We start from the raw sequence: 21208 nt of genomic DNA, 5'->3' as shown, positions 1-21208 counted from the left end.
ATGTATTTGGTGTTTCACCACAAATCCCCGTGGGAGCAAAGCTTGCTCGCGATAGCGGTGGGCCAGTTTGCATTGATGCTGAAAGTGCGGCCGCCATCGCGGGCAAGCCTTGCTCCCACATGGGGCCCGAGTGCTCATGTATTCGGCGTTCACCACAAATCCCCTGTGGGAGCAAAGCTTGCTCGCGATAGCGGTGGGTCAGCTGCATTGATGCTGAAAGTGCGGCCGCCATCGCGGGCAAGCCTTGCTCCCACATGGGGCCCGAGTGCTCATGTATTCGGCGTTCACCACAAATCCCCTGTGGGAGCTGAGCTTGCTCGCGATAGCGGTGGGTCAGCTTGCATTGATGCTGAAAGTGCGGCCGCTATCGCGGGCAAGCCTTGCTCCCACATGGCGCGCGAGCGCTCAGGGATTCGGGGTTCACCACAAATCCGCTGTGGGAGCAAAGCTTGCTCGCGATAGCGGTGGGCCAGCTTGCATTGATGCTGAAAGTGCGGCCGCCATCGCAGGCAAGCCTTGCTCCCACATGAGGCGCGAGCGCTCATGTATTCGGGGTTCACCACAAATCCCCGTGGGAGCAAAGCTTGCTCGCGATAGCGGTGGGTCAGCTTACATTGATGCTGAAAGTGCGGCCGCCATCGCGGGCAAGCCTTGCTCCCACGTGGGGCACGAGCGCTCATGTATTTGGTGTTTCACCACAAATCCCCGTGGGAGCAAAGCTTGCTCGCGATAGCGGTGGGTCAGTCTGCATTGATGCTGAAAGTACGGCCGCCATCGCGGGCAAGCCTTGCTCCCACATGGGGCCCGAGTGCTCAGGGATTCGGGGTTCACCATAAATCCGCTGTGGGAGCAAAGCTTGCTCGCGATAGCGGTGGGTCAGTCTGCATTGATGCTGAAAGTGCGGCCGCCATCGCGGGCAAACCTTGCTCCCACATGGGGCCCGAGTGCTCATGTATTCGGCGTTCACCATAAATCCGCTGTGGGAGCAAAGCTTGCTCGCGATAGCGGTGGGTCAGCTTGCATTGATGCTGAAAGTGCGGCCGCCATCGCGGGCAAGCCTTGCTCCCACACGATTCCCACAGCTCTTGCCTGTAGAAGCCAACCCGGTTCAATCAATCCCCACAAACCCACCCGTCTGATGCTGCCACAGCCGCGCATACAACCCGCCATGGGCCAGTAGTTCAGCATGGTTGCCGGTTTCGGCGATACGGCCGTTTTCCAGCACCACCAGCCGGTCCATTCGCGCGATGGTGGAGAGGCGGTGGGCGATGGCGATCACGGTCTTGCCTTGCATCAGGGTCTCGAGGCTTTCCTGGATCGCCGCCTCGACTTCCGAGTCCAGCGCGGAGGTCGCTTCGTCCATGATCAGGATCGGCGCGTCCTTGAGCAGCACCCGTGCGATGGCAATACGCTGACGCTGGCCACCGGACAGCTTCACCCCGCGTTCACCCACATGGGCATCGAAGCCGGTACGGCCTTCAGCGTCCGACAGCAGGGGGATGAACTCATCGGCCCGGGCCTTGTGCACCGCCGCCCAGAGTTGCGCATCGGTGGCGTCGGGCTTGCCGTAGAGCAGGTTGTCGCGAATGGAGCGGTGCAGCAGCGACGTGTCCTGGGTGATCATGCCAATGCGCTCGCGCAGGCTTTCCTGGGCCACTTCAGCGATGTCCTGGCCGTCGATGAGAATGCGCCCGCCCTGCACGTCATACAGACGCAGCAGCAGGTTGACCAGCGTGGATTTACCCGCGCCGGACGGGCCGATCAGGCCGATCTTTTCCCCCGGCTTGATCACCAGGTTGAGGTCGCCAATCACCCCGCTTTTCTTGCCATAGTGGAAATCCACATGCTCGAAGCGCACTTCGCCACGGGCCACCGCCAAAGGCTTGGCCTGGTCGCGGTCGGTGACGCTGACGGGCTGGGCGATGGTCTGCAAACCGTCCTGGACCATGCCGATGTTTTCGAAGATACCGTTGACCACCCACATGATCCAGCCGGACATGTTGACGATGCGGATCACCAGCCCGGTCGCCAGGGCAATCGCGCCAACGCTGATCAGTGACTGGGTCCACAGCCACAGGGCCAGCGCCGTGGTGCCGACAATCAGCATCCCGTTCATGCCGGTGATGACCACGTCCATGCTGGTGACCACGCGGCCGGCCAATTGGGCTTTCTCGGTCTGCTCTTCAATGGCCTCGCGGGCGTATTGTTGTTCGAAGTTGGTGTGGGCGAACAGCTTCAGCGTGGTGATGTTGGTGTAGCCGTCGACGATCCGGCCCATGAGCTTGGAACGGGCATCGGACGACACCACGGAGCGCTCCTTGACCCGCGGCACGAAGTAGCAGAGCGCACCGATGTAGGCGGCGATCCAGATCAACAGCGGGATCATCAGGCGCCAGTCGGCTTCGGCAAACAGCACCAGTGAGCTGATGGCGTAGATCAGCACGTGCCACAGCGCGTCCACGGCCTGCACCGCTGAGTCGCGCAAGGAGTTGCCGGTCTGCATGATGCGCTGGGCGATGCGTCCGGCGAAGTCGTTCTGGAAGAAATTCAGGCTCTGCTTAAGCACGTAGCTGTGGTTTTGCCAGCGGATCAGGCTGGTCATGCCCGGACTCAGGGTCTGATGCACCAGCAAGTCATGCAAGGCCACGAAGATTGGCCGGAAAACCAGCGCCACCACCGCCATCCAGGCCAGCTCCAGGCCGTGGATCTTGAAGAAGTCCACATTCGGCGTGCCCTGGGTCAGGTCGATGATGCGGCTCAGGTAGCTGAACAGCGCCACTTCGATCAGTGCGCCGATCAGGCCCACCACCAGCAGCACGGCGAAGCTGGGCCAGACTTGTTTCAGATAATAGGTGTAGAAGGGCAGGACGCGGTTCGGTGGTGCCGAGGTCGGGGCGTCGCGGAAAATGTCGATCAGTGTTTCGAAACGGCGATAAACCATGGGTACATAGCCCGGGCCGGGCTCTCCTTTGTTCCTGTGAGCGGCGCGGGATCGCCGCCGCCGCTCAGGCTTGCCCTGTGCTGTTTAGTCGATGCGCTTGGCCGACTTGATGATCACAGGATCGACCGGCACGTTTTGCATGCCTTGTTTGGTGGTGGTCTGGGAGTTGACGATGATGTCCACCACGTCCATGCCCTTGACCACTTTGGCGAACACCGCGTAACCGGCGTCACGGCCCGGGTCGAGGAACGCATTGTCAGCTACGTTGATGAAGAACTGGCTGGTGGCCGAGTTCGGGTTGGAAGTACGCGCCATCGACAAGGTGCCACGAACGTTATGCAGGCCATTGCTGGCCTCATTCTTGATCGGTGGCTTGGTGTCTTTCTGTTGCATCTGTTGGGTGAAACCGCCGCCCTGGGCCATGAAGCCCGGGATCACGCGGTGGAAAATCGTGTTGTCGTAGAAGCCGCTGTCCACGTACTCAAGGAAGTTCTTGGTACTGATCGGTGCCTTGACCGGGTCCAGCTCGATTTCGATCTGACCGTTAGTGGTGTTCAGCAATACGTGGGGCGCCTTGGTCGGCTGCGCGGCCATCAGGTTGGCGGCAAACAGGACGGAGCCGGCGGCGAGGGCGATTTTTTTCAGCATGGGTTCAGTGATCCTGAGTAGTTGAGTCGACTGCGGTCAAAAATTCGAGCAGGGTTTGGTTGAAGCGTTCGGGTTGATCCAGCGGGGTCGCGTGCCGTGAGTCGGCAATGACCACCAGCCGGGCATCGGGCAGCAGTTTCACATAGGCTTCTTTCAGTGCTACGGGGGTGTAGTCGTGGTCGGCGCAAATGACCAGGGTTGGACAGGCCACCTGCGACAGTCGTTCCTGAACCCCCCAGCCCACGATGGCATCGAAGCTGGCGAGATAAGCACGTTTGTCGTTTTTTGCCCAGCGCCGGGCCATTTCCAGGCGTAACTCGGTCTGTTGCGGTTTGGGAAACAACTTGGCGCCCAGGGCCTTGCCAATGGTTTCAAGGCTCAGAAGGCGCATCAGGCTCCAGCGCTTGAACCATTGCCAGCAGTCATCAGGCGTGCGGACTTTGACTTGCGGCGCGCTGTTGACGATGCACAGGCTCTTGACCCGCTCGGGTTCATCCACGGCCAGTTGAAAACAAATCATGCCGCCCATGGACCAGCCCACCAGATGCACTGGACCCAGGTCCAGGTGTTCGATCAGGGCGATCAGGTCGGCGCTGAAGCCTTCAATGCTGTAAGGCCCACGAGGTTTGTCGGAGCGTCCATGGCCGCGTACATCCACCACGATCAAACGGTAATGGACGGACAATACCGGGATCTGTTTTTCCCAGTCACGGGTGCTGGAGCCCAGCCCGTGGACCAGGATCAAGGGCGCGCCGTGGCCGTATTCCTCGTAGTGCAGGTTGCAATCTTCGTGGGCAAAATAGGCCATTGGCGAAGTCCTTGTCAGGCTTGTTCAGGGGCAGCGAACGGTGCATCCAGCGGCGCGGTATCGAAGGTGCGCAGCAGTTCGATGAGGATTTGCGTGGCCGGGCCCAAGGGTTTTTCCTTGTTTGAAAAAAGGTAGAAGGTGGAGTTGCGAGTACCGCCTTGCTCCAAGGGTAGACGCTTGAGCAAGCCTTCCTTGAGTTCCCGCTCGATCATGTGCCGCGGCAGCCAGGCGAAGCCCAGGCCGCTGCCGACGAACGTTGCGGCGGTGGCCAGGCTGCCGACGGTCCAGCGTTGCTCGGCGCCCAGCCATCCCACATCGCGGGGTTGCTGGCGACCGGAGTCGCGGATCACCACCTGCAATTGGCTTTCCAGGTCCTGGAAGCTCAGTTCGCGGTTGAGGCGATGCAAGGCGTGTTCGGGATGGGCGACCGCGACGAACTCAACATCGCTCAGTTCGGCGCCCAGGTAACCGGGAATGCTGAAGCCGCTGATGGCCAGGTCTGCCACGCCTTCGAGCAACACTTCTTCAACACCCGATAGCACTTCTTCGCGCAGGCGCACACGACAGCCACGGCTTTGCGGCATGAACGCGGTCAGGGCGCGTACGAGGCGGGCGTTGGGATAGGCGGCATCGACCACCAGCCGCACTTCCGCTTCCCAGCCTTGCTCCATGTGATGGGCCAGGTCTTCCAGTTGGCTGGCCTGTTTCACCAATTGACGGGAACGACGCAGTAGTACGCCGCCAGCTTCGGTCAACACGGCCTTGCGCCCATCAATGCGCAACAACGGCACGCCGAGCTGGTCCTGCATGCGCGCCACGGTGTAACTCACCGACGACTGGGAGCGGTGCAGCACCTCGGCGGCCTGGGCAAAACCACCGTGGTCCACCACGGCCTGCAACGTTCGCCATTGATCCAGGGTCACGCGGGGCGCTTTCATATTGAGCTCCTCTTGTCCTAAGCTGGCGGTCCCTTGGTGGAGACTGCCTAATGAAAAAAATCTGTTGTGTGGTGCTGGCCCTGTTGCCGCTGACTGCGTTCGCGTACCCGATCGATGTGGAAAAACACCTCAACGGCCTGAGCATCGACTACACCGCCTATGACACCGATGCCGACATCGGCTCCATTCAGGTCAACAACTACGGCGGCACCGACGCGGCCTGCGCCGTGGTGTTTCGCAACGGCCCTGAAGCGCCACGTACCCGCAAGATCGAAGTCGCCGCCGGCAAGTTCAAGAACGCCACCGCCAAGTTCAACCGCAACATCATCAAGCTGCGCATCACACTGACCTGCCGGCCGAAATAAGCCGGTGGCGCAGGAGCGAGCCAAACGGTGCTTCGCTTATAAACGAATTTATCGATGTTTTGCAGCAATTATTTGCGCTTTTTGATCGATGTAACCATGTTTAATCTTCACTCCATCGACTGACAACATTCTCCGATGGAGGCTACATCCCATGTCCCGCGTTCTGATCATCGAAAGCAGCGCCCGCCAGCAAGACTCGGTGTCCCGTCAACTGACCCAGACCTTCATCAACCAATGGAAAGCCGCGCACCCGGCCGATGAAATCAGTGTTCGTGACCTGGCCATCGATCCGGTGCCGCACCTGGACGCGAATCTGCTTGGTGGCTGGATGAAGCCCGTCGAGCAGCGTAGCGACATCGAAAACGCTTCCCTGGAACGCTCCAACCAGTTGACCGATCAATTGCTGGCCGCTGATGTGCTGGTGATGGCCGCGCCGATGTACAACTTCGCCATCCCAAGTACCTTGAAAGCCTGGCTGGACCACGTACTGCGTGCCGGTGTGACCTTCAAGTACACCCCCACCGGTCCCCAGGGCCTGCTGACCGGCAAACGGGCTTTCGTCCTGACCGCCCGCGGCGGCATTCACGCTGGCGCCAGCTCCGACCATCAGGAACCTTACCTGCGTCAGGTCATGGCCTTCATCGGCATTCACGACGTGACCTTTATCCATGCCGAGGGCATGAACCTGGGCGGTGACTTCCAGGAAAAGGGCTTGAATCAGGCCCACGCCAAGTTGTCCCAGGTCGCCTGATCCGTTAATCCTCAGGTAATCGCCAAGTGGTCTAGTGGCCTGGCGCTTCCCTTCAAGTTGTTTTGCGCATCGAACCTCCCTTGGCACTTGTTGCTCCTGAGTGCAATCGCCCGATTGAACGCTTTAGCGAGATCGGGCTTTTTTTTGCCTGCAATTCCAGGCCAGCCACACAACCCTGTGGGAGCGAGCCTGCTCGCGATTGCAGTGTGACTGTGTAAGAGAAAATCACCTGACACTCCGCCATCGCGAGCAGGCTCGCTCCCACAGGGTTCAGTGCCTGGGCTGGCTACTGCGGTTAGCGACAACCGGCAAAAACCGCTATCTTCGCCGCCATTCGAAACGAGGGGCGTATGGGCTATCTACTTTTTTGTGACGCTGATTCAGGCGTTTTCCTTCAGCCTGATCGGCGAATACCTGGCCGGGCATGTCGACAGTTATTTCGCGGTGCTGGTACGGGTTGTGCTGGCGGGGCTGGTGTTCATTCCGCTGACCCGCTGGCGCCAGGTGGAACCGTCGTTCATGCGCGGCATGCTGTTGATCGGCGCGTTGCAGTTCGGCGTGACCTACGTCTGTCTGTACCTGAGCTTTCGCGTGCTGACGGTGCCCGAGGTCCTGCTTTTCACCATCCTGACGCCGCTGCACGTGACCCTGATCGAAGATGCGCTCAATCGTCGCTTCAATCCCTGGGCACTGATCGCGGCGCTGGTGGCGGTGGCTGGCGCGGCGGTGATTCGTTACGACCGGATCAACCCGGATTTCTTCATGGGCTTTTTGCTGCTGCAACTGGCCAACTTCACCTATGCGGCCGGGCAGGTGCTGTACAAACATCTGGTCGCCCGCCATCCCAGCGACCTGCCGCACTACCGGCGTTTCGGCTATTTCTATCTCGGTGCGCTGATGGTGGCGTTGCCGGCCTTCCTGATGTTCGGCAAGGCGGATTTCTGGCCAGAAGCACCGCTGCAGTGGGGCGTGCTGATATTCCTCGGCCTGGTCTCCACCGCGTTGGGACTGTACTGGTGGAACAAAGGCGCGTGCATGGTCAACGGCGGCACGCTGGCGGTGATGAACAACCTGCATGTGCCGGTAGGGTTGCTGGTCAACCTGCTGATCTGGAACCAGCACGAGGCGCTGGGGCGGTTGCTGCTGGGCGGGTCGGTGATATTGGCGGCGGTGTGGATCAGTCGATTGGGAATACGCCAGCCGCTACCTGCCCACTGATCCCCCTTGTGGGAGCGGGCTTGCTCGCGAAAGCGGAGTATCAGTCGGTACTTAATTGACTGACCCACCGCTTTCGCGAGCAAGCCCGCTCCCACAGGGGGATTTGTTGTGAGTATCAGATCACCTGCTTCTGCGGCTCCGGCAGATGGCTGGCCCCCAACGCCGCCGGCAACAGCCCCGAACGCAAATCCATGCCACTGGGCTGTTGATACAGGTTCAAGCCGAACTCCGGCATCACCGCCAGCAGGTAGTCAAAAATATCGCCCTGGATACGTTCGTAGTCGGTCCATGCCGTGGTGCGGGTGAAGCAGTAGATTTCCAGCGGGATGCCCTGGGCCGTGGTCTGCATCTGGCGGACCATGCAGGTCATGTTTGGCTGGATGTCCGGATGGCTTTTCAGATACGCCAAGGCGTAGGCGCGGAAGGTGCCGAGGTTGGTCATGCGTCGGCGGTTGGCCGACATCGCCGCAACGTTGCCCTGGGCTTCGTTCCAGGCCTTGAGTTCGGCCTGTTTGCGGCTGATGTAGTCGGTCAGCAGATGAACCTGGGTCAGGCGCTGTTCTTCCTCGTCCTGCAAAAAACGCACGCCGCCGGCGTCGATGAACAGGCTGCGCTTGATCCGTCGCCCGCCGGACTGCTGCATGCCGCGCCAGTTTTTGAACGACTCGGACATCAGGCGCCAGGTGGGGATCGAGACGATGGTCTTGTCGAAATTCTGCACCTTGACCGTGTGCAGCGTGATGTCCACCACATCACCGTCGGCCCCCACCTGAGGCATCTCGATCCAGTCACCGACCCGCAGCATGTCGTTGCTGGTCAGCTGCACGCTGGCGACGAACGACAGCAAGGTGTCCTTGTAGACCAACAGAATCACCGCTGACATGGCCCCCAAACCCGACAGCAGCAACAGCGGCGAGCGGTCGATCAGGGTGGCGACAATGATGATCGCGCCAAACACATACAGCACCATCTTCGCCAGTTGCACGTAGCCTTTGATCGAGCGAGTACGGGCGTGCTCGGTGCGGGCGTAGACATCCAGCAGGGCGCTGAGCAGGGCACTGATGGCCAGCACCATGAACAAAATGGTGAAGGCCAGGGCGACATTGCCCAGGAAAACCATGCTGGTCTTGCTCAGTTCCGGCACCAGGTGCAGGCCGAACTGGATGACCAGCGAGGGCGTCATCTGCGCCAGGCGATGGAAAACCTTGTTCTGGCGCAGGTCGTTGACCCAGTGCAGGGCCGGCTGGCGCCCCAGCAACTTGGCACCGTGCAGGATCAGGTAGCGCGCCACGCGCCCGAGCACCAGCGCAATCACCAACAGCAATATCAGTGCAAGGCTGGAATGCAGGAGAGGGTGCTTATCGAGGGCACCCCAAAGGTCTTGAATGTTGACCCAGAGCTGTTTGATGTCCATGGACGAAACGGTTCTTCTATAAAGACGCGACGGTGCGATTAGAGCATTTAAGCCAGGTTAAGTGACCCTTGATGACGAATCGGCTCACAAAAAAGCCACTGATTAGCGCCGTTCGTATAAAGAAACTCGGCCTTCGCGCTCGAAACCGTTACCCTATGCAGCTGTTTTTTTGCATTTCTTCGAGGTAGCATCCGTGTTTTCCCAATTCGCCCTGCACGAACGCCTGCTCAAAGCCGTGGCCGAGCTTAAATTTGTCGAGCCAACGCCGGTGCAGGCCGCGGCTATTCCGCTCGCGCTCCAGGGGCGTGATCTGCGGGTGACGGCGCAGACCGGCAGCGGCAAGACCGCGGCGTTCGTGCTGCCGATCCTCAATCGCCTGATCGGCCCGGCCAAGGTTCGCGTCAGCATCAAGACCCTGATCCTGTTGCCGACCCGTGAACTGGCCCAGCAAACGCTCAAGGAAGTGGAACGCTTCTCGCAGTTCACCTTCATCAAGTCCGGCCTGATCACCGGTGGCGAAGACTTCAAGGTCCAGGCCGCGATGCTGCGCAAAGTACCGGACATCCTGATCGGCACGCCAGGGCGGATGATCGAGCAACTGAACGCCGGCAACCTCGACCTCAAGGAAGTCGAAGTGCTGGTGCTGGACGAAGCCGACCGCATGCTCGACATGGGTTTTGCCGAAGACGTGCAGCGCTTGGTGGATGAATGCACCAACCGCCAGCAGACCATGCTGTTCTCCGCCACCACCGGCGGTTCGGGCTTGCGGGAAATGATCGCCAAGGTGCTGAACAACCCCGAGCACTTGCAGCTCAACGCGGTCAGCCAGCTGAACTCCACGACCCGTCAGCAGATCATCACCGCTGACCACAACCAGCACAAAGAACAGATTGTGAACTGGTTGCTGGCTAACGAGACTTACGAAAAAGCCATTGTGTTCACCAACACCCGAGCCATGGCCGACCGCATCTACGGTCGCCTGGTGGCCCAGGAATACAAGGCGTTCGTGCTGCACGGCGAGAAGGATCAGAAAGACCGCAAGCTGGCCATCGACCGCCTCAAGCAGGGTGGCGTGAAAATCCTCGTCGCTACCGACGTTGCCGCCCGCGGTCTGGACGTGGAAGGCCTGGACATGGTCATCAACTTCGACATGCCCCGCAGCGGCGACGAATACGTGCACCGCATCGGTCGTACCGGACGCGCCGGCAACGATGGCCTGGCGATCTCGTTGATTTGCCACGGCGACTGGAACCTGATGTCGAGCGTCGAGCGCTATCTCAAGCAGAGCTTCGAGCGCCGCACCATCAAGGAAGTCAAAGGCACCTACGGCGGACCGAAAAAGGTCAAGGCCTCGGGCAAGGCCGTTGGCGTGAAGAAGAAAAAGGTCGACGCCAAGGGCGACAAAAAGAAAACCGGCGCCAAGGCCCCGACCAAGCGCAAGATCGCCAACCGCCCGAAGACCGACGCCTTGTCGCTGGTCAGCAAGGACGGCATGGCCCCACTCAAGCGGCGCAAGCCAGAGACGCCAGCGGCTGAGTGAAACGGCGGTAGTGCTGCATAAAAAAACCGGACCTTGGGTCCGGTTTTTTTATGGGTGGTATTGGGTGCCCTAGCTATTCTTTATTGGCTTTTTGCCGTGTCAGTTTTATTTCCGGTTTGCTCATCTTTCTGACAGCCGCTCACGTTGCGAGGTATCTCAATAGAGGCTGCTGCATTATTTTCGTCGTTTATAGTTTGAATTGTAATTGTAATAAATACTTCACCTATACGTCGTTGATCTTCAAAACTTCCGTTCATAGACTTTCATGCAGATAATGGCATGTTGATATCTTGCGGATTGATTTCAATTCAGTTTCGCCACAGCTGTCGACAGACCAAGGTATCTCCGGGCTTATTTATAGAATTCAAGTGCTGACAGTCTTTTGCCCTCGATATGAATAATTGAAACCGGCGAGAATACAAGGGCGGGTGAGACGGGGATTGACGATTTGTACGGAGTCAATCGGACCGACGTACCAGTTGGACGTTAGGCTCCGGGCGGTTAGAGAAGACAGTGGGCGAGCAAAATGCACCTGATATCAGGCGTGCCATTGATGCTGGACGCACTGAAACGTGGGTGGTGAGGACGGGGGCAAATGGTTTTATTGAGATTCAAGGGCTCGACGCTTTGGGTAAGCCAAAGCCCATTGATACATCCAAAATACTAGCGTTTAAAACAAATATTCCAGGAGCTCATCCATGATTCGCGATTCTAGGGGGGATAAAGAATTTTGGAGTAAATGGATAAAACACAGCGAGAATAATATCGTCAAGGATCGTGCACAGATTAATACCCCTTCAGGGAACCCGGTGTATCGACCCCAGTTTGTATGGGATGTGTCCAGAGATATCTTGCGTCTGGTGCTCCGGCGATATTCCCAAGGTGATCCTGTTTCTGATTTGAAGAAATTGTTCCCCGATATTCTGGATGTGTGGGAGTTGTCTAACCGTTTGGCTGATGAAGTGTGTGCTGAATATCATTTAGAGACCTGCCGCGACTGGATATTCGAACTTTCCAGTCTAAATCATTATATTTGGTGTTTTTGGCTGGTTGGACTAGCGCTCGTATTAGATATTCCTGACGATCAGTGGCGACGGCTGTTAGCTCTCGTGGGTGAGGAAGGTAAAGATATTTTGCTGGATCGGGTGATTGTCAGTCGTCAGCCTTCACGTGTCATTGGAAGCGTCCTGCTGCATGACAAACCTTATAACCGATTGCTTAAGGCCATCGATGCACCCAAGGAACAGCAGGCGATACGGTTGCGAGCGTTTGTCAATTATTGGTACCCGGAACTCAACCGACGCGGCCAAGAGCAACCATGGTGGTATCAGTACGGTGATCCTGAAAAGCACCCATTGGAAAAGGGTAGCTACTTCGGTCGATGGTGCATCGAGGGAGTTGCTGCGGTCAAAGCATTTGATCTAGATGACAGTCTATGTCTGGGGCATGAAAACTATCCTGGTGATCTTTTGCGTCCCAACGGATCTGGCTCTCACCTAATACGACCTGAGCCCAAGCGGGGGTGGGTATCAAAACTGCTGCGCAAATGAAATGTAAACGTGGTCCGCTTCTGTATGTCGTTCAACTTGAATTCAGCACAAAACTCTGTGGCGAGGGGATAAATCCCCTCGCCACAGAGGCGGGTTGTGCGCGCTTTTAGCCGTCAATCGGCTTTCTTTTCTGCCTTCTTCAGTTCTTCCATGTCAGTACCGATGCAAAACTGACCCACCCTACCGGTTGAAAACTGACCCACTTGGGCAAAATGCAGCTTTTGCGAGCTGCCCATGCTGTCCAAGGAGCAACACGTGGAAATCAGTGTTCTTGTTCGTCAGGGTTTGTCTATTCGAGCTATCGCTCGGCAGATGGGCTGCTCACGCAATACCATTCGACGCCACCTCAAATTACAAGCCCAGCGCCAACCCGTCGTCTACGGCCCGCGCGCGGAGCGCGTGGGCAAGCTTGCGCCTTTCGAGGCCTTCCTGCGTCAGCGCGTAGATACCGCTCGGCCACACTGGATCCCTGCGATTGTTCTGCTCAGAGAGATCCGAGAACAGGGCTATACGGGCGGTTACTCCATCCTCACCAGCTTTCTGCTGACCTTGAAATCCAAGGCCAACGAGCCCGTTGTGCGCTTTGAAACAGAGCCTGGCGAACAGATGCAGGCGGATTTCACGATCATTCGACGTGGCCGCGATCCGCTGTTGGCATTTGTCGCAACGCTGGGTTGGAGTCGCGCCACTTACGTTGTTTTCTCGCGACGGGAAGACTCCGCAGCCTGGTGCGCTGGCATTGAAAAAGCCCTGCATTTCTTCGGCGGCACGCCACGCAAAGTGTTGTTCGACAACGCCAAGACCATCATCCAAGAGCGCGATGTCTATGGCCCCGGCGAGCACCGTTGGAACCCGGCTCTGTTGAGCTTGGCAGAACGCTATGGCTTTACGCCAAAGGTCTGCCGGCCCTATCGAGCGCAAACCAAGGGCAAGGTTGAGCGCTTCAACCACTACCTGAAAAACAGTTTCGTCGTGCCGCTGGCAGCGACACTTAATCAGGTCGGTTTGGTGCTGGATGTCGAAGTCGCGAACAGCAAAATCGGCCCTTGGCTGATCGATATCGCCAATGCCCGAACTCACGCTACGACCGGTGAAATCCCTCAGTATCGCCTGGATAAAGAGGTGCACTATTTGCTGCCGCTGCCAGCGCTTCAAGACGTTCCGAGCGCTCTGATACAAGCCATTCAGCCCATACCGGTGGAGAGCCTGCAACATCCACTGTCGGTCTACCAAGCCCTGCTTGAGGTGCGAGCATGAGTCTTCAACACCTGCGCATTGAAGCGCTCTGCCAACAGTTCAAACTCGATACCTTCGCCACGGACTGGCCCGCTCTGGCGCAGCGAGCAGCCGAAAAAGAAACGAGTTACGCCGACTTCCTGGAACAACTTCTGTTGGGTGAAGATCGCGCCAGAAACGAACGGCGACGACAGACACTGCTGCACTTGTCCGGGCTGCCGGCTGTAAAAACCGTTGAGCAATACGACTTCAAATTCGCCAGCGGAGCGCCGCAAAGTCAGATCCTTGAACTGGCCGGACTGGCCTTTATCGAGCGTAAGGAAAACGTGGTGCTGCTGGGGCCGTCCGGCGTTGGCAAAACGCACTTGGCCAGCGCGCTAGCTCACCGGGCGATCATGGCGGGCATCTCGACAAAGTTCATCACCGCCGCCGATCTGACATTGCAACTGGTCGCCGCACATCACCAGGGGCGCTTGGCTCAGTATTTCAGTCGAGTGGTGCAGCGCTCGAAATTGCTGGTGATCGATGAAATAGGCTACCTGCCTTTTGGCCGTGACGAAGCAAATCTGTTCTTCAACGTCATCGCCAAACGCTACGAACATGGCAGCATCGTGCTGACCAGCAATTTGCCGTTTAGCCAGTGGGCAACGACCTTTGCGGATGACTCGACACTGACCGCCGCGCTATTGGATCGGCTTCTGCATCATGCGCATATCGTTCAGGTCAGCGGGCAAAGTTACCGGTTGAAGGACAAGTTGAAATCTGGCCAGGTGGTACCGCGAGAGACGGCTTCGCCGAAGCTATAAACAGACTTTAAATACCGCCGGGGTGGGTCAGTTTTACTTCGGTAGGGTGGGTCAGTTTTCAACCGGTGTTGACACTTCCAGACGCTCATCAATCAACTGGCACTTATCCGGCACATCTTTGCTGGCGGTCTCCAGGTCCATGGTCTGTAGCTCTTTATTCATTTCCTTGGCCTTGTCCGGGTCCTGTTCGGTGAGCCTGGTCACTTCCTTGGCCAATTGTTCACGCTTGGCGGTGGCTTGCTCGGGCGTGCAAGTGGCCCAGGCGGGCAGGGCGCAGGTGAGGGTGGCGGCGAGGGTGAGTTTGAGGAGGGTTTTCATGGCAGGGGCCTCGTATTTCTTGTTGGGCAGGTAATGGGTTGAGGCCGGTGCCGGGTGGAAAGTTCATTAGCCTGGCGCTTGGCTGGCATTCCCTTGCTGCGCAGGCGCAACCATGAGTGGAGGTCTTTTTCAGGATTTCCCTAGCCGATATTAAACACTCGTCTACCATGGAGAATGCGAGGGTAGCCCGGTGCCGGCAACGCAGGGTCGCTCCTTAACACAGGATGTAAGTGCTGTCAGGACGTACCCGCGGCCTGTCATAGTCAACAATTCAAAGGAATGAAACTCATGAACCTTAGATCGATACTCAGTCGACTGATGTTGTGCCTGTGTGGTTTATTCGCGGTCTCATCGGCTTATTCGGAAAGTGTGATCATCGCCACGTCGCGACCCGATGAGGGGATCGTAGTTGATGTGTTTGACAGTCCTGATGCCGTAAACGCCTTACCTTCTTCGTCGGGCATGGTGCCATTTACCTCGATAGGGTTGGCTACACCCGCGGTGCAATCGTTCAAGGGCAAGGTTTATATGTTTTGGGCCAACGATAGTGATTCCGCTATCTATTTTTCCACTTCGGCGCAGGGCAGTAATTGGTCCCCCCCACAGCCCATTCCGGTATCTGACATCGTGGGTAATGTCTCGGTGACCGTGTTTCAGCAAAAGCTGGTACTGACCTTTACCGACGAGAATCATATAAATAGCATCAGCTCCGAGGACGGCATAACCTGGTCCAATGTTAATCCTATCGCGGTTTCCAGCGACGCCGCTACTAACAGTCCTGTGGTGTACAACGGAAAATTATTTGTCCTGTACAGCGAGGAGGACGATCACACGATTAACTATGTGACCTCGGACGATGGCTTGCTGTGGAGTAAGGAGAATCCTGGATTCAGTGCAAATGCTCTCAGAGTGCTGAGTCTGGTGCCCGTGGTCTATAACGGTGAGCTGTTGGTCTATTACTCTTATGATCTTAGTAATTTTGCCGTGCGCAGTTACGACCGGGGCGGTCACTGGGGAGATGAACAAAGACTGTCGGGCATAGCAAAAAGCGAGATTTTCCTGAACCGTGCAACCATCACCGGTAACCGCATTTTTATCAGCAGTGGCCCTACCACTTTTGGTTCAAACGATGGGGTTAACTGGAGTCCCTATTATTCCAGGCTTTTCTCTGACAGTTTGACCGGCCCATCGGGATTGGGCGTTTCCTATGTCATTACCACAAACGATCTAATGGCGGACAACCCGCAGCTGCCAGCCGATCTAGCGACGGGCCTCAGTCATACCGACTATGCCACCTTCGCCTGGCGTAGCTTTTTTGCACTGAACAATACGGCCAAGGCGCCATTGCCCGCTAACCGCGGCGTCGGCAATCCCGACAGCAGCTTCGCCGATTCGGGCAGGGTGCCAAAATCTTCCAGCCCGTTGTTGTGGCAAACCTTCGCCCACCGCAGCGAGTTGTTTCCGGCGGTAGGGTTCAATAACGTTGGCGGTCCTACGCGTTCGTTTGGTTCTGATCCGCTATACACCTATACCCAGTTCCTCAAGAACAAGATACGGATGGCGGCAGGCACTGACTTCACCCTTTATAACAATCTGGATGAGGCGACCCAAATAGGGCAAAACGCTATTTTCTTCCCGGTTAAGCCTCCCAATGTGGCGAAGACAACAGATGCACGGGGAGACTACGCCCCTTCAAACGACAGCCAGATCCTGTTCGAGGCCAAGGCCAACCCCGTCGTTTACAAGTATGCGCAAGGCCTGACCAGTTATCCGGATCATATTGTGCTGCCCGACGGTGCGGTGGAGGTCAAGGCTGCATGGCGCAAACTGGCCGACATCCCGGTACCGGATCGTGCGCGCTACCATACGGCGACGGTGGTGACCTATACGGGCACCGACACTGACCCGGAGGCGCAGAACGAAGACTACGCACTGGTCGCCTTGCATATCATCCATAAGACGCCCAACTACCCGACCCTCATCTTCGCCACGTTCGAGCACGAAGATGCCCTGACGTTGCCCGACGGTAAGTCGCCGACCGGACTCTACTACATCGCCAACTACAACAAGATCGATTACCCCGGCCTCGATTCAGCCACGCCGCCGAGCGCCACCTTCTCTGACGGCAACAAAACCTATACGGTTTCCCTGCCGCCGGAGGGCAAAGTCGTAAGCTCTAACCCCAATTTACCCGTCTACTCAGGCAGTAATGGGATCCCCGAAGGCCAGGCCGGGCCGATCTCGGTCGTGCAACCCTTAACCATTCATTCCGAAGTCGCAGCGGTGAACAATCAGGTCAAGCAGCTCATGGACGGCAGCAGCGAATTCAACAATTCGGTCTGGAAGCACTATCGGCTCAAGGGCGTGCAGGCCATCCCGTCGAGCACCCAAACTGACCCGGATTACTACCTGGCCAACATCATGGTCGAAAGCAGCCAGCCGGGGATCCAGCTGTTTCGTGGGAGCAACGTATTCCCGATTCGAGAGAACAACACCCTGACCAATGCACGCAACCAACTGAACATCAATGTGCCGGATTATGCTCACAGCACTCAAAGCCTGACCATGGGCGGCTGCATGGGGTGTCACGGCATCGCCCAGAGCTCGCTGAAACAAGGTTTCAGCTTCCTGTTCGATGCGATCAATCCCACGTTCAGCAAAGGTGTCACCGGCTTTGCGGGCCCAGAGACCGTAGGCTTACCTGATCCGCGGACCTCGAAGGCACGGGCCCTGAAATACTCTTTCGGTCCTCAGAATGCGGCAGCCGTTGAGGCGGCGGGCAAGTAGCCGCCAAACATCGGCGAAGCGAGATAGCCCTGCTTTCTGAGGCTGGCGCGATAGCCCTTTCGACAAAGAACTGGACCTTGAATCCGGTTCTTATTGAAATCCAAACCTGAATTGGCTCTGCCTTTGTGGCGAGGGAGTGGCCGCCGAGTCTTCGACGCTGCGCTGTCGCGCAGTGAGCCAGGCCCTGTGGCGAGGGGATTTATCCCCGTTGGGCTGCGCAGCGGCCCTAAAGCAGCTAACTCAATCTTCCTGGCACACCGAGTTGCCTGGTTTCGGGGCTGCTGCGCAACCCAGCGGGGATAAATCCCCTCGCCACAAAGGGAGGCGCACTCGCCTAACTAAAATCACATTGCCGAATTGTGTTTGGCAGAAAATTTTATTTTTAAAAATCAGCAGGTTGTAGTTTATTCCATGAGAGCTTGCTCCCGCTGAGCTCTGTAGGAGCTGGCGAAGCCTGCGATCTTTTGATCTTTCGCTTGGGACTCAAGCGTCTGGGAAGAGATCGCAGCCTCGTTGCACTCGACAGCTCCTACGCAACTGCTTCGCACCCCAGCGGGAGCAAGCTCCCTCGCCACGGGAGCGGTGCTCGAGTTGGGTTGGGTGAGCCAGCTTATTCATCAGCCATGGCAGCAGCTATGGGGTTTGCCCTCATCGTATTTGTCATGATGCCGCACCCAATCCATGATTTCGTCTTCGTTGCGGCCCTTGGGCGTGAGATCGAGGTAGTTGTAGGTGCCGACCAGGATGTCCAGGCCGCGGGCATAGGTGGAGTAGGTGTGGAAGATGTCGCCGGCTTCGTTGCGATAGAAGACGCTCAGGCCGGGGAGTTCGCCTTCGGTGGTGTCGGTTTTTTCGTAGTTGTAGGTGGCTTTTCCGGCGGTGGTGTCCTCGGTTTTGAAGCTGACGCCGAAGTCGTAGTTGAAGTCGCAGCCTTCTGACGAGACCCAGTCGAAGGCCCAGCCCATGCGACGTTTGAACGGCTGGAACTCGGCGAACGGTGCGCGGGAGACGGCCACCACGGCGACGTCGTGGTGGGCCAGGTGTTGGTTGGCGCCGTCGATGTGGTCGGACAGGAACGAACAGCCCTGGCAGCCTTCTGTCCAGCCGGGGCCGAACATGAAGTGGTAGATGATCAGTTGGCTGCGGCCGCCGAACAGGTCGGCCAGGCTCAGTTCGCCGTGGGGGTCCTGGAAGCGGTATGGTTTGTCGATTTTTACCCAGGGCAGGGCGCGGCGTTCGGCGCTGAGTTTGTCGCGTTCGCGGGTGAAGGCTTTTTCGTGGATCAGGTGCTGGCGACGGGCGGTGAGCCATTCTTCCCGCGAGACGACGGCATGATTTTCTACGTTCATGGTGAGTTCTCCTGCGTGGCAGAGCCGCTGAGTCGGCTTTCTGTAAGTGGTCGTCTGGCCCTGGATGAATTCGACAGGCCGTTGGTCGGCTTCTGAAATCGCCCACCTGTAAGCCCGGCTGAACGGCGGCGCAGCGCCTGGGTCACACGTTAAGTAGGCATCTCACTCTTTGGAGGATGGACCAGGATGACGACTTATAACTGGGACTTGATCGAACGGTTGTTGCACGAAGTGCAGAACGGCGCGGGCCACAGCTTTACCCCTCGGCCTTATGCGGAGCAGTACGCAGCGCAGAAAGCGGCCGCAGGCGAGGAGATCGAGAACCTCGATCATCTGAAAACGGTCGCCGGGGAGTACGAAAAGTTGCTGCTGGAGCGTGGCTATATTGAGCCTCGGCCGGAGGAAGACGGCGGTAACGGCGAGAACTTTGTGCTGACGGTGCGCGGCTCGCGGTTGCTGAGCCTGATCGACAGTAGCATCCCGGGCAATGATCATCCGCGACAGGTGCTGGATGAGCAGGACGATGCGCTGGATGAGTTTACGTTTGATGAGGTGGCTTCGAAGGCGCAGATTGCCTAGAGCCGGGCGCAGATATTGTGGGAGCGGGCTTGCTCGCGATAGCGGTGTGTCAGTTAACAATTACGTTGACTGAGACATTGCTATCGCGAGCAGGCTCGCTCCCACATTGGATCTCAGTGGTTTTATGAACGGGCTGCTTTCAGGCACTTCAAGTCGCTGAAATCCTTTTTCACCCGGTCGATCTTCCTCAGCAAGTGTTCGCGCTGCGTCGGGGTGCTGTCGGCCATCACGTCTACCAGCAGGCTGCGGGCCTGGGCTTCGGTTTTGTCGAAGGCCTGGCGGTAGGCGGGGGTCCATAGGCTTTCGCGGTTGACCAGCAGTTGCTCGATGCGCTTGGGGAAATCGGGGCGGTGGCGCTGGGCCACGGCTTCGCTGAACTGGTTCTGCCAGTGGGCGCGGTTGGCGATCCATTGCTGGTTTTGATCGCCCAAGGCGCGGGACCAGGCCTGCACGCGTTGGCGCTGGGCTTCGCTGAGCGGGCCGAGCCAGTCGTTCAGGCGTTTTTCCATGCGTTCGCTGCGCTCCTGGATCTGCTGTTGCAACGTCGGCTTGAGGTATTGCTGCTGACGTTTGCGTTGGTCTTTGACGAATGCGGCGTCCATGTCCGCGACCTGATCGTCGTTCAAACCCTGCAATAACTCGATGGCCGATGGGGTGATTTCCCGGGCGGTTTCGGCGATGGCGGCCTTGGCCTCCCGTGTACGCTGTTGCAGGGCCTGGTCGGTCACTTGGTGGGTTTGCACCATGTTCTTCAAGCGGTCCAGCCAGTCAAGGTAGCCGGGCAGTTGTGTGGTGCAATGCCAGTTCAAGTGTTCATTGAGACGGTCGTTGAACCAGTCCTTTTGCTCGCCATTGATGTCCAGATAGTCGTTGAGCGTCCAGGGGATGATCAGGTCGAGGTTGCGGTAAGCCAGGCCCACGCGGCTGCAGGCGGTGACGGTGAGCAGCAGGGCCATGAGCAGGGCGATGCGAGTGAACCAGCGCGACATAGCGAGTCCTTGCGAAGGCATGGGTTGCGAAGGCGTAACTGTCTTGTTTGAGCATGGCAGGTGCGCGGCAGTTCAGCCGATCGAATAAGTAACGCTTAGTAAAAAGGGTTAGTAAAAAGGGTGTGCCATCTTGAGGGTCAGCAGGCCGTCGCATTCGCTGTTGTGGCCGGAGTACGCCGAGCAACTGCTGCCGCTCAGGCTTGAGTCGCTGTAGATCAGGTCCAGGTCGATGCCTCTCCAGGGGCGGGAAATTTTCAACGACCAGTCGCTGAAACTGCCTACGTAGCCGTCCTCCACCGACACCGGTGAGTTGTACTGGTGGGTGGTGTACTTGGCGCTGATGCCAATGCCAAACGGCACGTTGCCGCCCAGGTCGGCAAACAGGGTGCTGTTCTGTTTGTCCGGGTCGTTGCTGAAGGCTGCGCCGAAACGGCTGCCCAGCATGGTCAGGCCGCCGAAGAATTCCTGGCTGTCGAGCGTGTCAAGAGTGGGATAGCTGTAGTGGATCAGGCCGATTTCGTAACCCAGGGTCTGGTCGAAGGGCTGTTTGAAGCCCATGTAGGAATCGACTTCAAGATTGCTCGAGGGGCTCAGGCCAACACTGGGCGACCACTGGCCCACGTACCAGCCGCTGTCGTGGCTCAGGTCCAGGCCGCCATGAAACGAGCCGGTGCTCGACGGCGTGACCAGGCCCTGGGCCATGCTGCGGCTGGGCGTGGTGCCGAGTTTGAGGTCGAAGTCGCCGAGCTCGTGCTGAAACACCTGCCCATGGGCGAAGGGGCACGCCAGCAGGCTGAGCGTCAGGGAGACAATGGGAAAGCGCACGCTTCACTCCATGGATAGCGAGGAGCAGGATCGGTCATCAAGCTGAAACACTTGAGCTAGAGAGGTGCAAGCATACCGGCGAATGCTCGGCAGCGAAGGCCGTTCGTCGATTTTTGCAGGATGAGAATAAGCGGGGGAGGTTCCAG

The 21208-nt window shown here is 58.0% G+C and carries 18 protein-coding genes and 1 pseudogene; 9 read left to right on the top strand and 10 right to left on the bottom strand.

Going from position 1 to position 21208, the window contains the following annotated elements; genetic code table 11:
• Positions 1-1108: 1108 nt before the first annotated feature.
• The 4 genes from PSH57_RS21305 to PSH57_RS21290 form a co-directional block, all read right to left on the bottom strand.
• The gene (locus tag PSH57_RS21305) at positions 1109-2941 is read right to left on the bottom strand and encodes an ABC transporter ATP-binding protein (protein ID WP_305385363.1); all 1833 of its coding nucleotides are present in this window, start codon (positions 2939-2941) and stop codon (positions 1109-1111) included.
• An 84-nt stretch (positions 2942-3025) separates the two neighbouring features.
• Positions 3026-3589 carry a peptidylprolyl isomerase gene (locus tag PSH57_RS21300; protein ID WP_305385361.1) on the bottom strand — a complete coding sequence of 188 codons (564 nt, stop codon included), beginning with the start codon at positions 3587-3589 and terminating at the stop codon, positions 3026-3028.
• Between the two features lie 4 nt (positions 3590-3593).
• On the bottom strand, positions 3594-4397 hold the full coding sequence (locus PSH57_RS21295) for an alpha/beta fold hydrolase (RefSeq protein WP_305385359.1): 804 nt from the start codon (positions 4395-4397) through the stop codon (positions 3594-3596).
• Positions 4398-4411: 14 nt separating this feature from the next.
• Entirely contained in the window at positions 4412-5335 is a 924-nt protein-coding gene (locus PSH57_RS21290; protein WP_305385357.1) for a PA3225 family LysR-type transcriptional regulator, read from the bottom strand.
• A 50-nt stretch (positions 5336-5385) separates the two neighbouring features.
• On the opposite strand from PSH57_RS21290, the gene PSH57_RS21285 reads away from it, so the two are divergent.
• The 3 genes and pseudogenes from PSH57_RS21285 (at position 5386) to PSH57_RS21275 (ending at position 7669) form a co-directional block, all read left to right on the top strand.
• Positions 5386-5700, top strand: coding sequence for a 3-phosphoglycerate kinase (locus PSH57_RS21285; RefSeq protein WP_305385355.1), 315 nt, complete (start codon positions 5386-5388; stop codon positions 5698-5700).
• Positions 5701-5851: 151 nt separating this feature from the next.
• Positions 5852-6451, top strand: a complete 600-nt coding sequence (locus PSH57_RS21280; protein ID WP_305385353.1) for an FMN-dependent NADH-azoreductase — start codon at positions 5852-5854, stop codon at positions 6449-6451.
• 350 nt (positions 6452-6801) lie between these two features.
• A pseudogene (locus PSH57_RS21275) lies at positions 6802-7669 on the top strand (carboxylate/amino acid/amine transporter).
• 115 nt (positions 7670-7784) lie between these two features.
• Here the strand turns inward: PSH57_RS21275 and PSH57_RS21270 are convergent.
• Positions 7785-9083 (bottom strand): mechanosensitive ion channel family protein, encoded by a 1299-nt coding sequence (locus tag PSH57_RS21270; RefSeq protein WP_305385349.1) that lies wholly within the window; start codon positions 9081-9083, stop codon positions 7785-7787.
• Positions 9084-9276: 193 nt separating this feature from the next.
• Here PSH57_RS21270 and PSH57_RS21265 point away from each other — a divergent pair, with 193 nt between their 5' ends.
• Positions 9277-10623 carry a DEAD/DEAH box helicase gene (locus PSH57_RS21265; RefSeq protein ID WP_305385348.1) on the top strand — a complete coding sequence of 449 codons (1347 nt, stop codon included), beginning with the start codon at positions 9277-9279 and terminating at the stop codon, positions 10621-10623.
• An 80-nt stretch (positions 10624-10703) separates the two neighbouring features.
• On the opposite strand, the gene PSH57_RS21260 is transcribed toward PSH57_RS21265, so the two are convergent.
• Positions 10704-10880 carry a hypothetical protein gene (locus PSH57_RS21260; RefSeq protein ID WP_305385346.1) on the bottom strand — a complete coding sequence of 59 codons (177 nt, stop codon included), beginning with the start codon at positions 10878-10880 and terminating at the stop codon, positions 10704-10706.
• A gap of 441 nt (positions 10881-11321) precedes the next feature.
• Between PSH57_RS21260 and PSH57_RS21255 the strand changes: the two genes are divergently transcribed.
• The 3 genes from PSH57_RS21255 to istB all read left to right on the top strand — a co-directional run bounded on the left by PSH57_RS21255 (position 11322) and on the right by istB (position 14215).
• A complete protein-coding gene (locus tag PSH57_RS21255; protein ID WP_305385344.1) occupies positions 11322-12173 on the top strand; it encodes a PoNe immunity protein domain-containing protein in 852 nt (283 codons plus the stop codon).
• 234 nt (positions 12174-12407) lie between these two features.
• Entirely contained in the window at positions 12408-13430 is a 1023-nt protein-coding gene (istA, locus tag PSH57_RS21250) for an IS21 family transposase (protein ID WP_305385343.1), read from the top strand.
• Positions 13427-14215, top strand: a complete 789-nt coding sequence (gene istB, locus PSH57_RS21245) for an IS21-like element helper ATPase IstB (RefSeq protein WP_123359355.1) — start codon at positions 13427-13429, stop codon at positions 14213-14215. The genes istA and istB overlap by 4 nt, the downstream gene beginning before the upstream one ends.
• Before the next feature lie 51 nt (positions 14216-14266).
• Here istB and PSH57_RS21240 read toward each other — a convergent pair whose 3' ends face one another.
• Positions 14267-14533, bottom strand: coding sequence for a hypothetical protein (locus tag PSH57_RS21240; protein WP_305385341.1), 267 nt, complete (start codon positions 14531-14533; stop codon positions 14267-14269).
• 288 nt (positions 14534-14821) lie between these two features.
• Between PSH57_RS21240 and PSH57_RS21235 the strand changes: the two genes are divergently transcribed.
• Positions 14822-17320 (top strand): exo-alpha-sialidase, encoded by a 2499-nt coding sequence (locus tag PSH57_RS21235; protein ID WP_305385339.1) that lies wholly within the window; start codon positions 14822-14824, stop codon positions 17318-17320.
• Positions 17321-17937: 617 nt separating this feature from the next.
• Here the strand turns inward: PSH57_RS21235 and PSH57_RS21230 are convergent.
• The gene (locus tag PSH57_RS21230; RefSeq protein WP_305385337.1) at positions 17938-18669 is read right to left on the bottom strand and encodes a DUF899 domain-containing protein; all 732 of its coding nucleotides are present in this window, start codon (positions 18667-18669) and stop codon (positions 17938-17940) included.
• A gap of 186 nt (positions 18670-18855) precedes the next feature.
• On the opposite strand from PSH57_RS21230, the gene PSH57_RS21225 reads away from it, so the two are divergent.
• Positions 18856-19248 carry a transcriptional regulator gene (locus tag PSH57_RS21225; RefSeq protein WP_305385335.1) on the top strand — a complete coding sequence of 131 codons (393 nt, stop codon included), beginning with the start codon at positions 18856-18858 and terminating at the stop codon, positions 19246-19248.
• Between the two features lie 122 nt (positions 19249-19370).
• Here the strand turns inward: PSH57_RS21225 and PSH57_RS21220 are convergent, their stop codons facing one another.
• Complete coding sequence (locus PSH57_RS21220) at positions 19371-20237, bottom strand: DUF6279 family lipoprotein (RefSeq protein ID WP_305385334.1); 867 nt, start codon at positions 20235-20237, stop codon at positions 19371-19373.
• A 108-nt stretch (positions 20238-20345) separates the two neighbouring features.
• Positions 20346-21062, bottom strand: coding sequence for a TorF family putative porin (locus PSH57_RS21215; RefSeq protein WP_256232142.1), 717 nt, complete (start codon positions 21060-21062; stop codon positions 20346-20348).
• Positions 21063-21208: the final 146 nt, after the last annotated feature.

Origin of the sequence: Pseudomonas hefeiensis (assembly GCF_030687835.1) — a bacterium.
Classification (GTDB): Bacteria; Pseudomonadota; Gammaproteobacteria; order Pseudomonadales; family Pseudomonadaceae; genus Aquipseudomonas; species Aquipseudomonas hefeiensis.
Note: the sequence above shows the minus strand (reverse complement) of the source record. Positions and strands in the feature narration are given on the sequence as shown.

Coding starts and splice junctions, on each gene's coding strand:
- PSH57_RS21305 (WP_305385363.1), bottom strand. CDS start 2,941: ATGGTTTATCGCCGTTTCGAAACACTGATCGACATTTTCCGCGACGCC.
- PSH57_RS21300 (WP_305385361.1), bottom strand. CDS start 3,589: ATGCTGAAAAAAATCGCCCTCGCCGCCGGCTCCGTCCTGTTTGCCGCC.
- PSH57_RS21295 (WP_305385359.1), bottom strand. CDS start 4,397: ATGGCCTATTTTGCCCACGAAGATTGCAACCTGCACTACGAGGAATAC.
- PSH57_RS21290 (WP_305385357.1), bottom strand. CDS start 5,335: ATGAAAGCGCCCCGCGTGACCCTGGATCAATGGCGAACGTTGCAGGCC.
- PSH57_RS21285 (WP_305385355.1), top strand. CDS start 5,386: ATGAAAAAAATCTGTTGTGTGGTGCTGGCCCTGTTGCCGCTGACTGCG.
- PSH57_RS21280 (WP_305385353.1), top strand. CDS start 5,852: ATGTCCCGCGTTCTGATCATCGAAAGCAGCGCCCGCCAGCAAGACTCG.
- PSH57_RS21270 (WP_305385349.1), bottom strand. CDS start 9,083: ATGGACATCAAACAGCTCTGGGTCAACATTCAAGACCTTTGGGGTGCC.
- PSH57_RS21260 (WP_305385346.1), bottom strand. CDS start 10,880: ATGAACGGAAGTTTTGAAGATCAACGACGTATAGGTGAAGTATTTATT.
- PSH57_RS21255 (WP_305385344.1), top strand. CDS start 11,322: ATGATTCGCGATTCTAGGGGGGATAAAGAATTTTGGAGTAAATGGATA.
- istA (WP_305385343.1), top strand. CDS start 12,408: ATGCTGTCCAAGGAGCAACACGTGGAAATCAGTGTTCTTGTTCGTCAG.
- istB (WP_123359355.1), top strand. CDS start 13,427: ATGAGTCTTCAACACCTGCGCATTGAAGCGCTCTGCCAACAGTTCAAA.
- PSH57_RS21240 (WP_305385341.1), bottom strand. CDS start 14,533: ATGAAAACCCTCCTCAAACTCACCCTCGCCGCCACCCTCACCTGCGCC.
- PSH57_RS21235 (WP_305385339.1), top strand. CDS start 14,822: ATGAACCTTAGATCGATACTCAGTCGACTGATGTTGTGCCTGTGTGGT.
- PSH57_RS21230 (WP_305385337.1), bottom strand. CDS start 18,669: ATGAACGTAGAAAATCATGCCGTCGTCTCGCGGGAAGAATGGCTCACC.
- PSH57_RS21225 (WP_305385335.1), top strand. CDS start 18,856: ATGACGACTTATAACTGGGACTTGATCGAACGGTTGTTGCACGAAGTG.
- PSH57_RS21220 (WP_305385334.1), bottom strand. CDS start 20,237: ATGTCGCGCTGGTTCACTCGCATCGCCCTGCTCATGGCCCTGCTGCTC.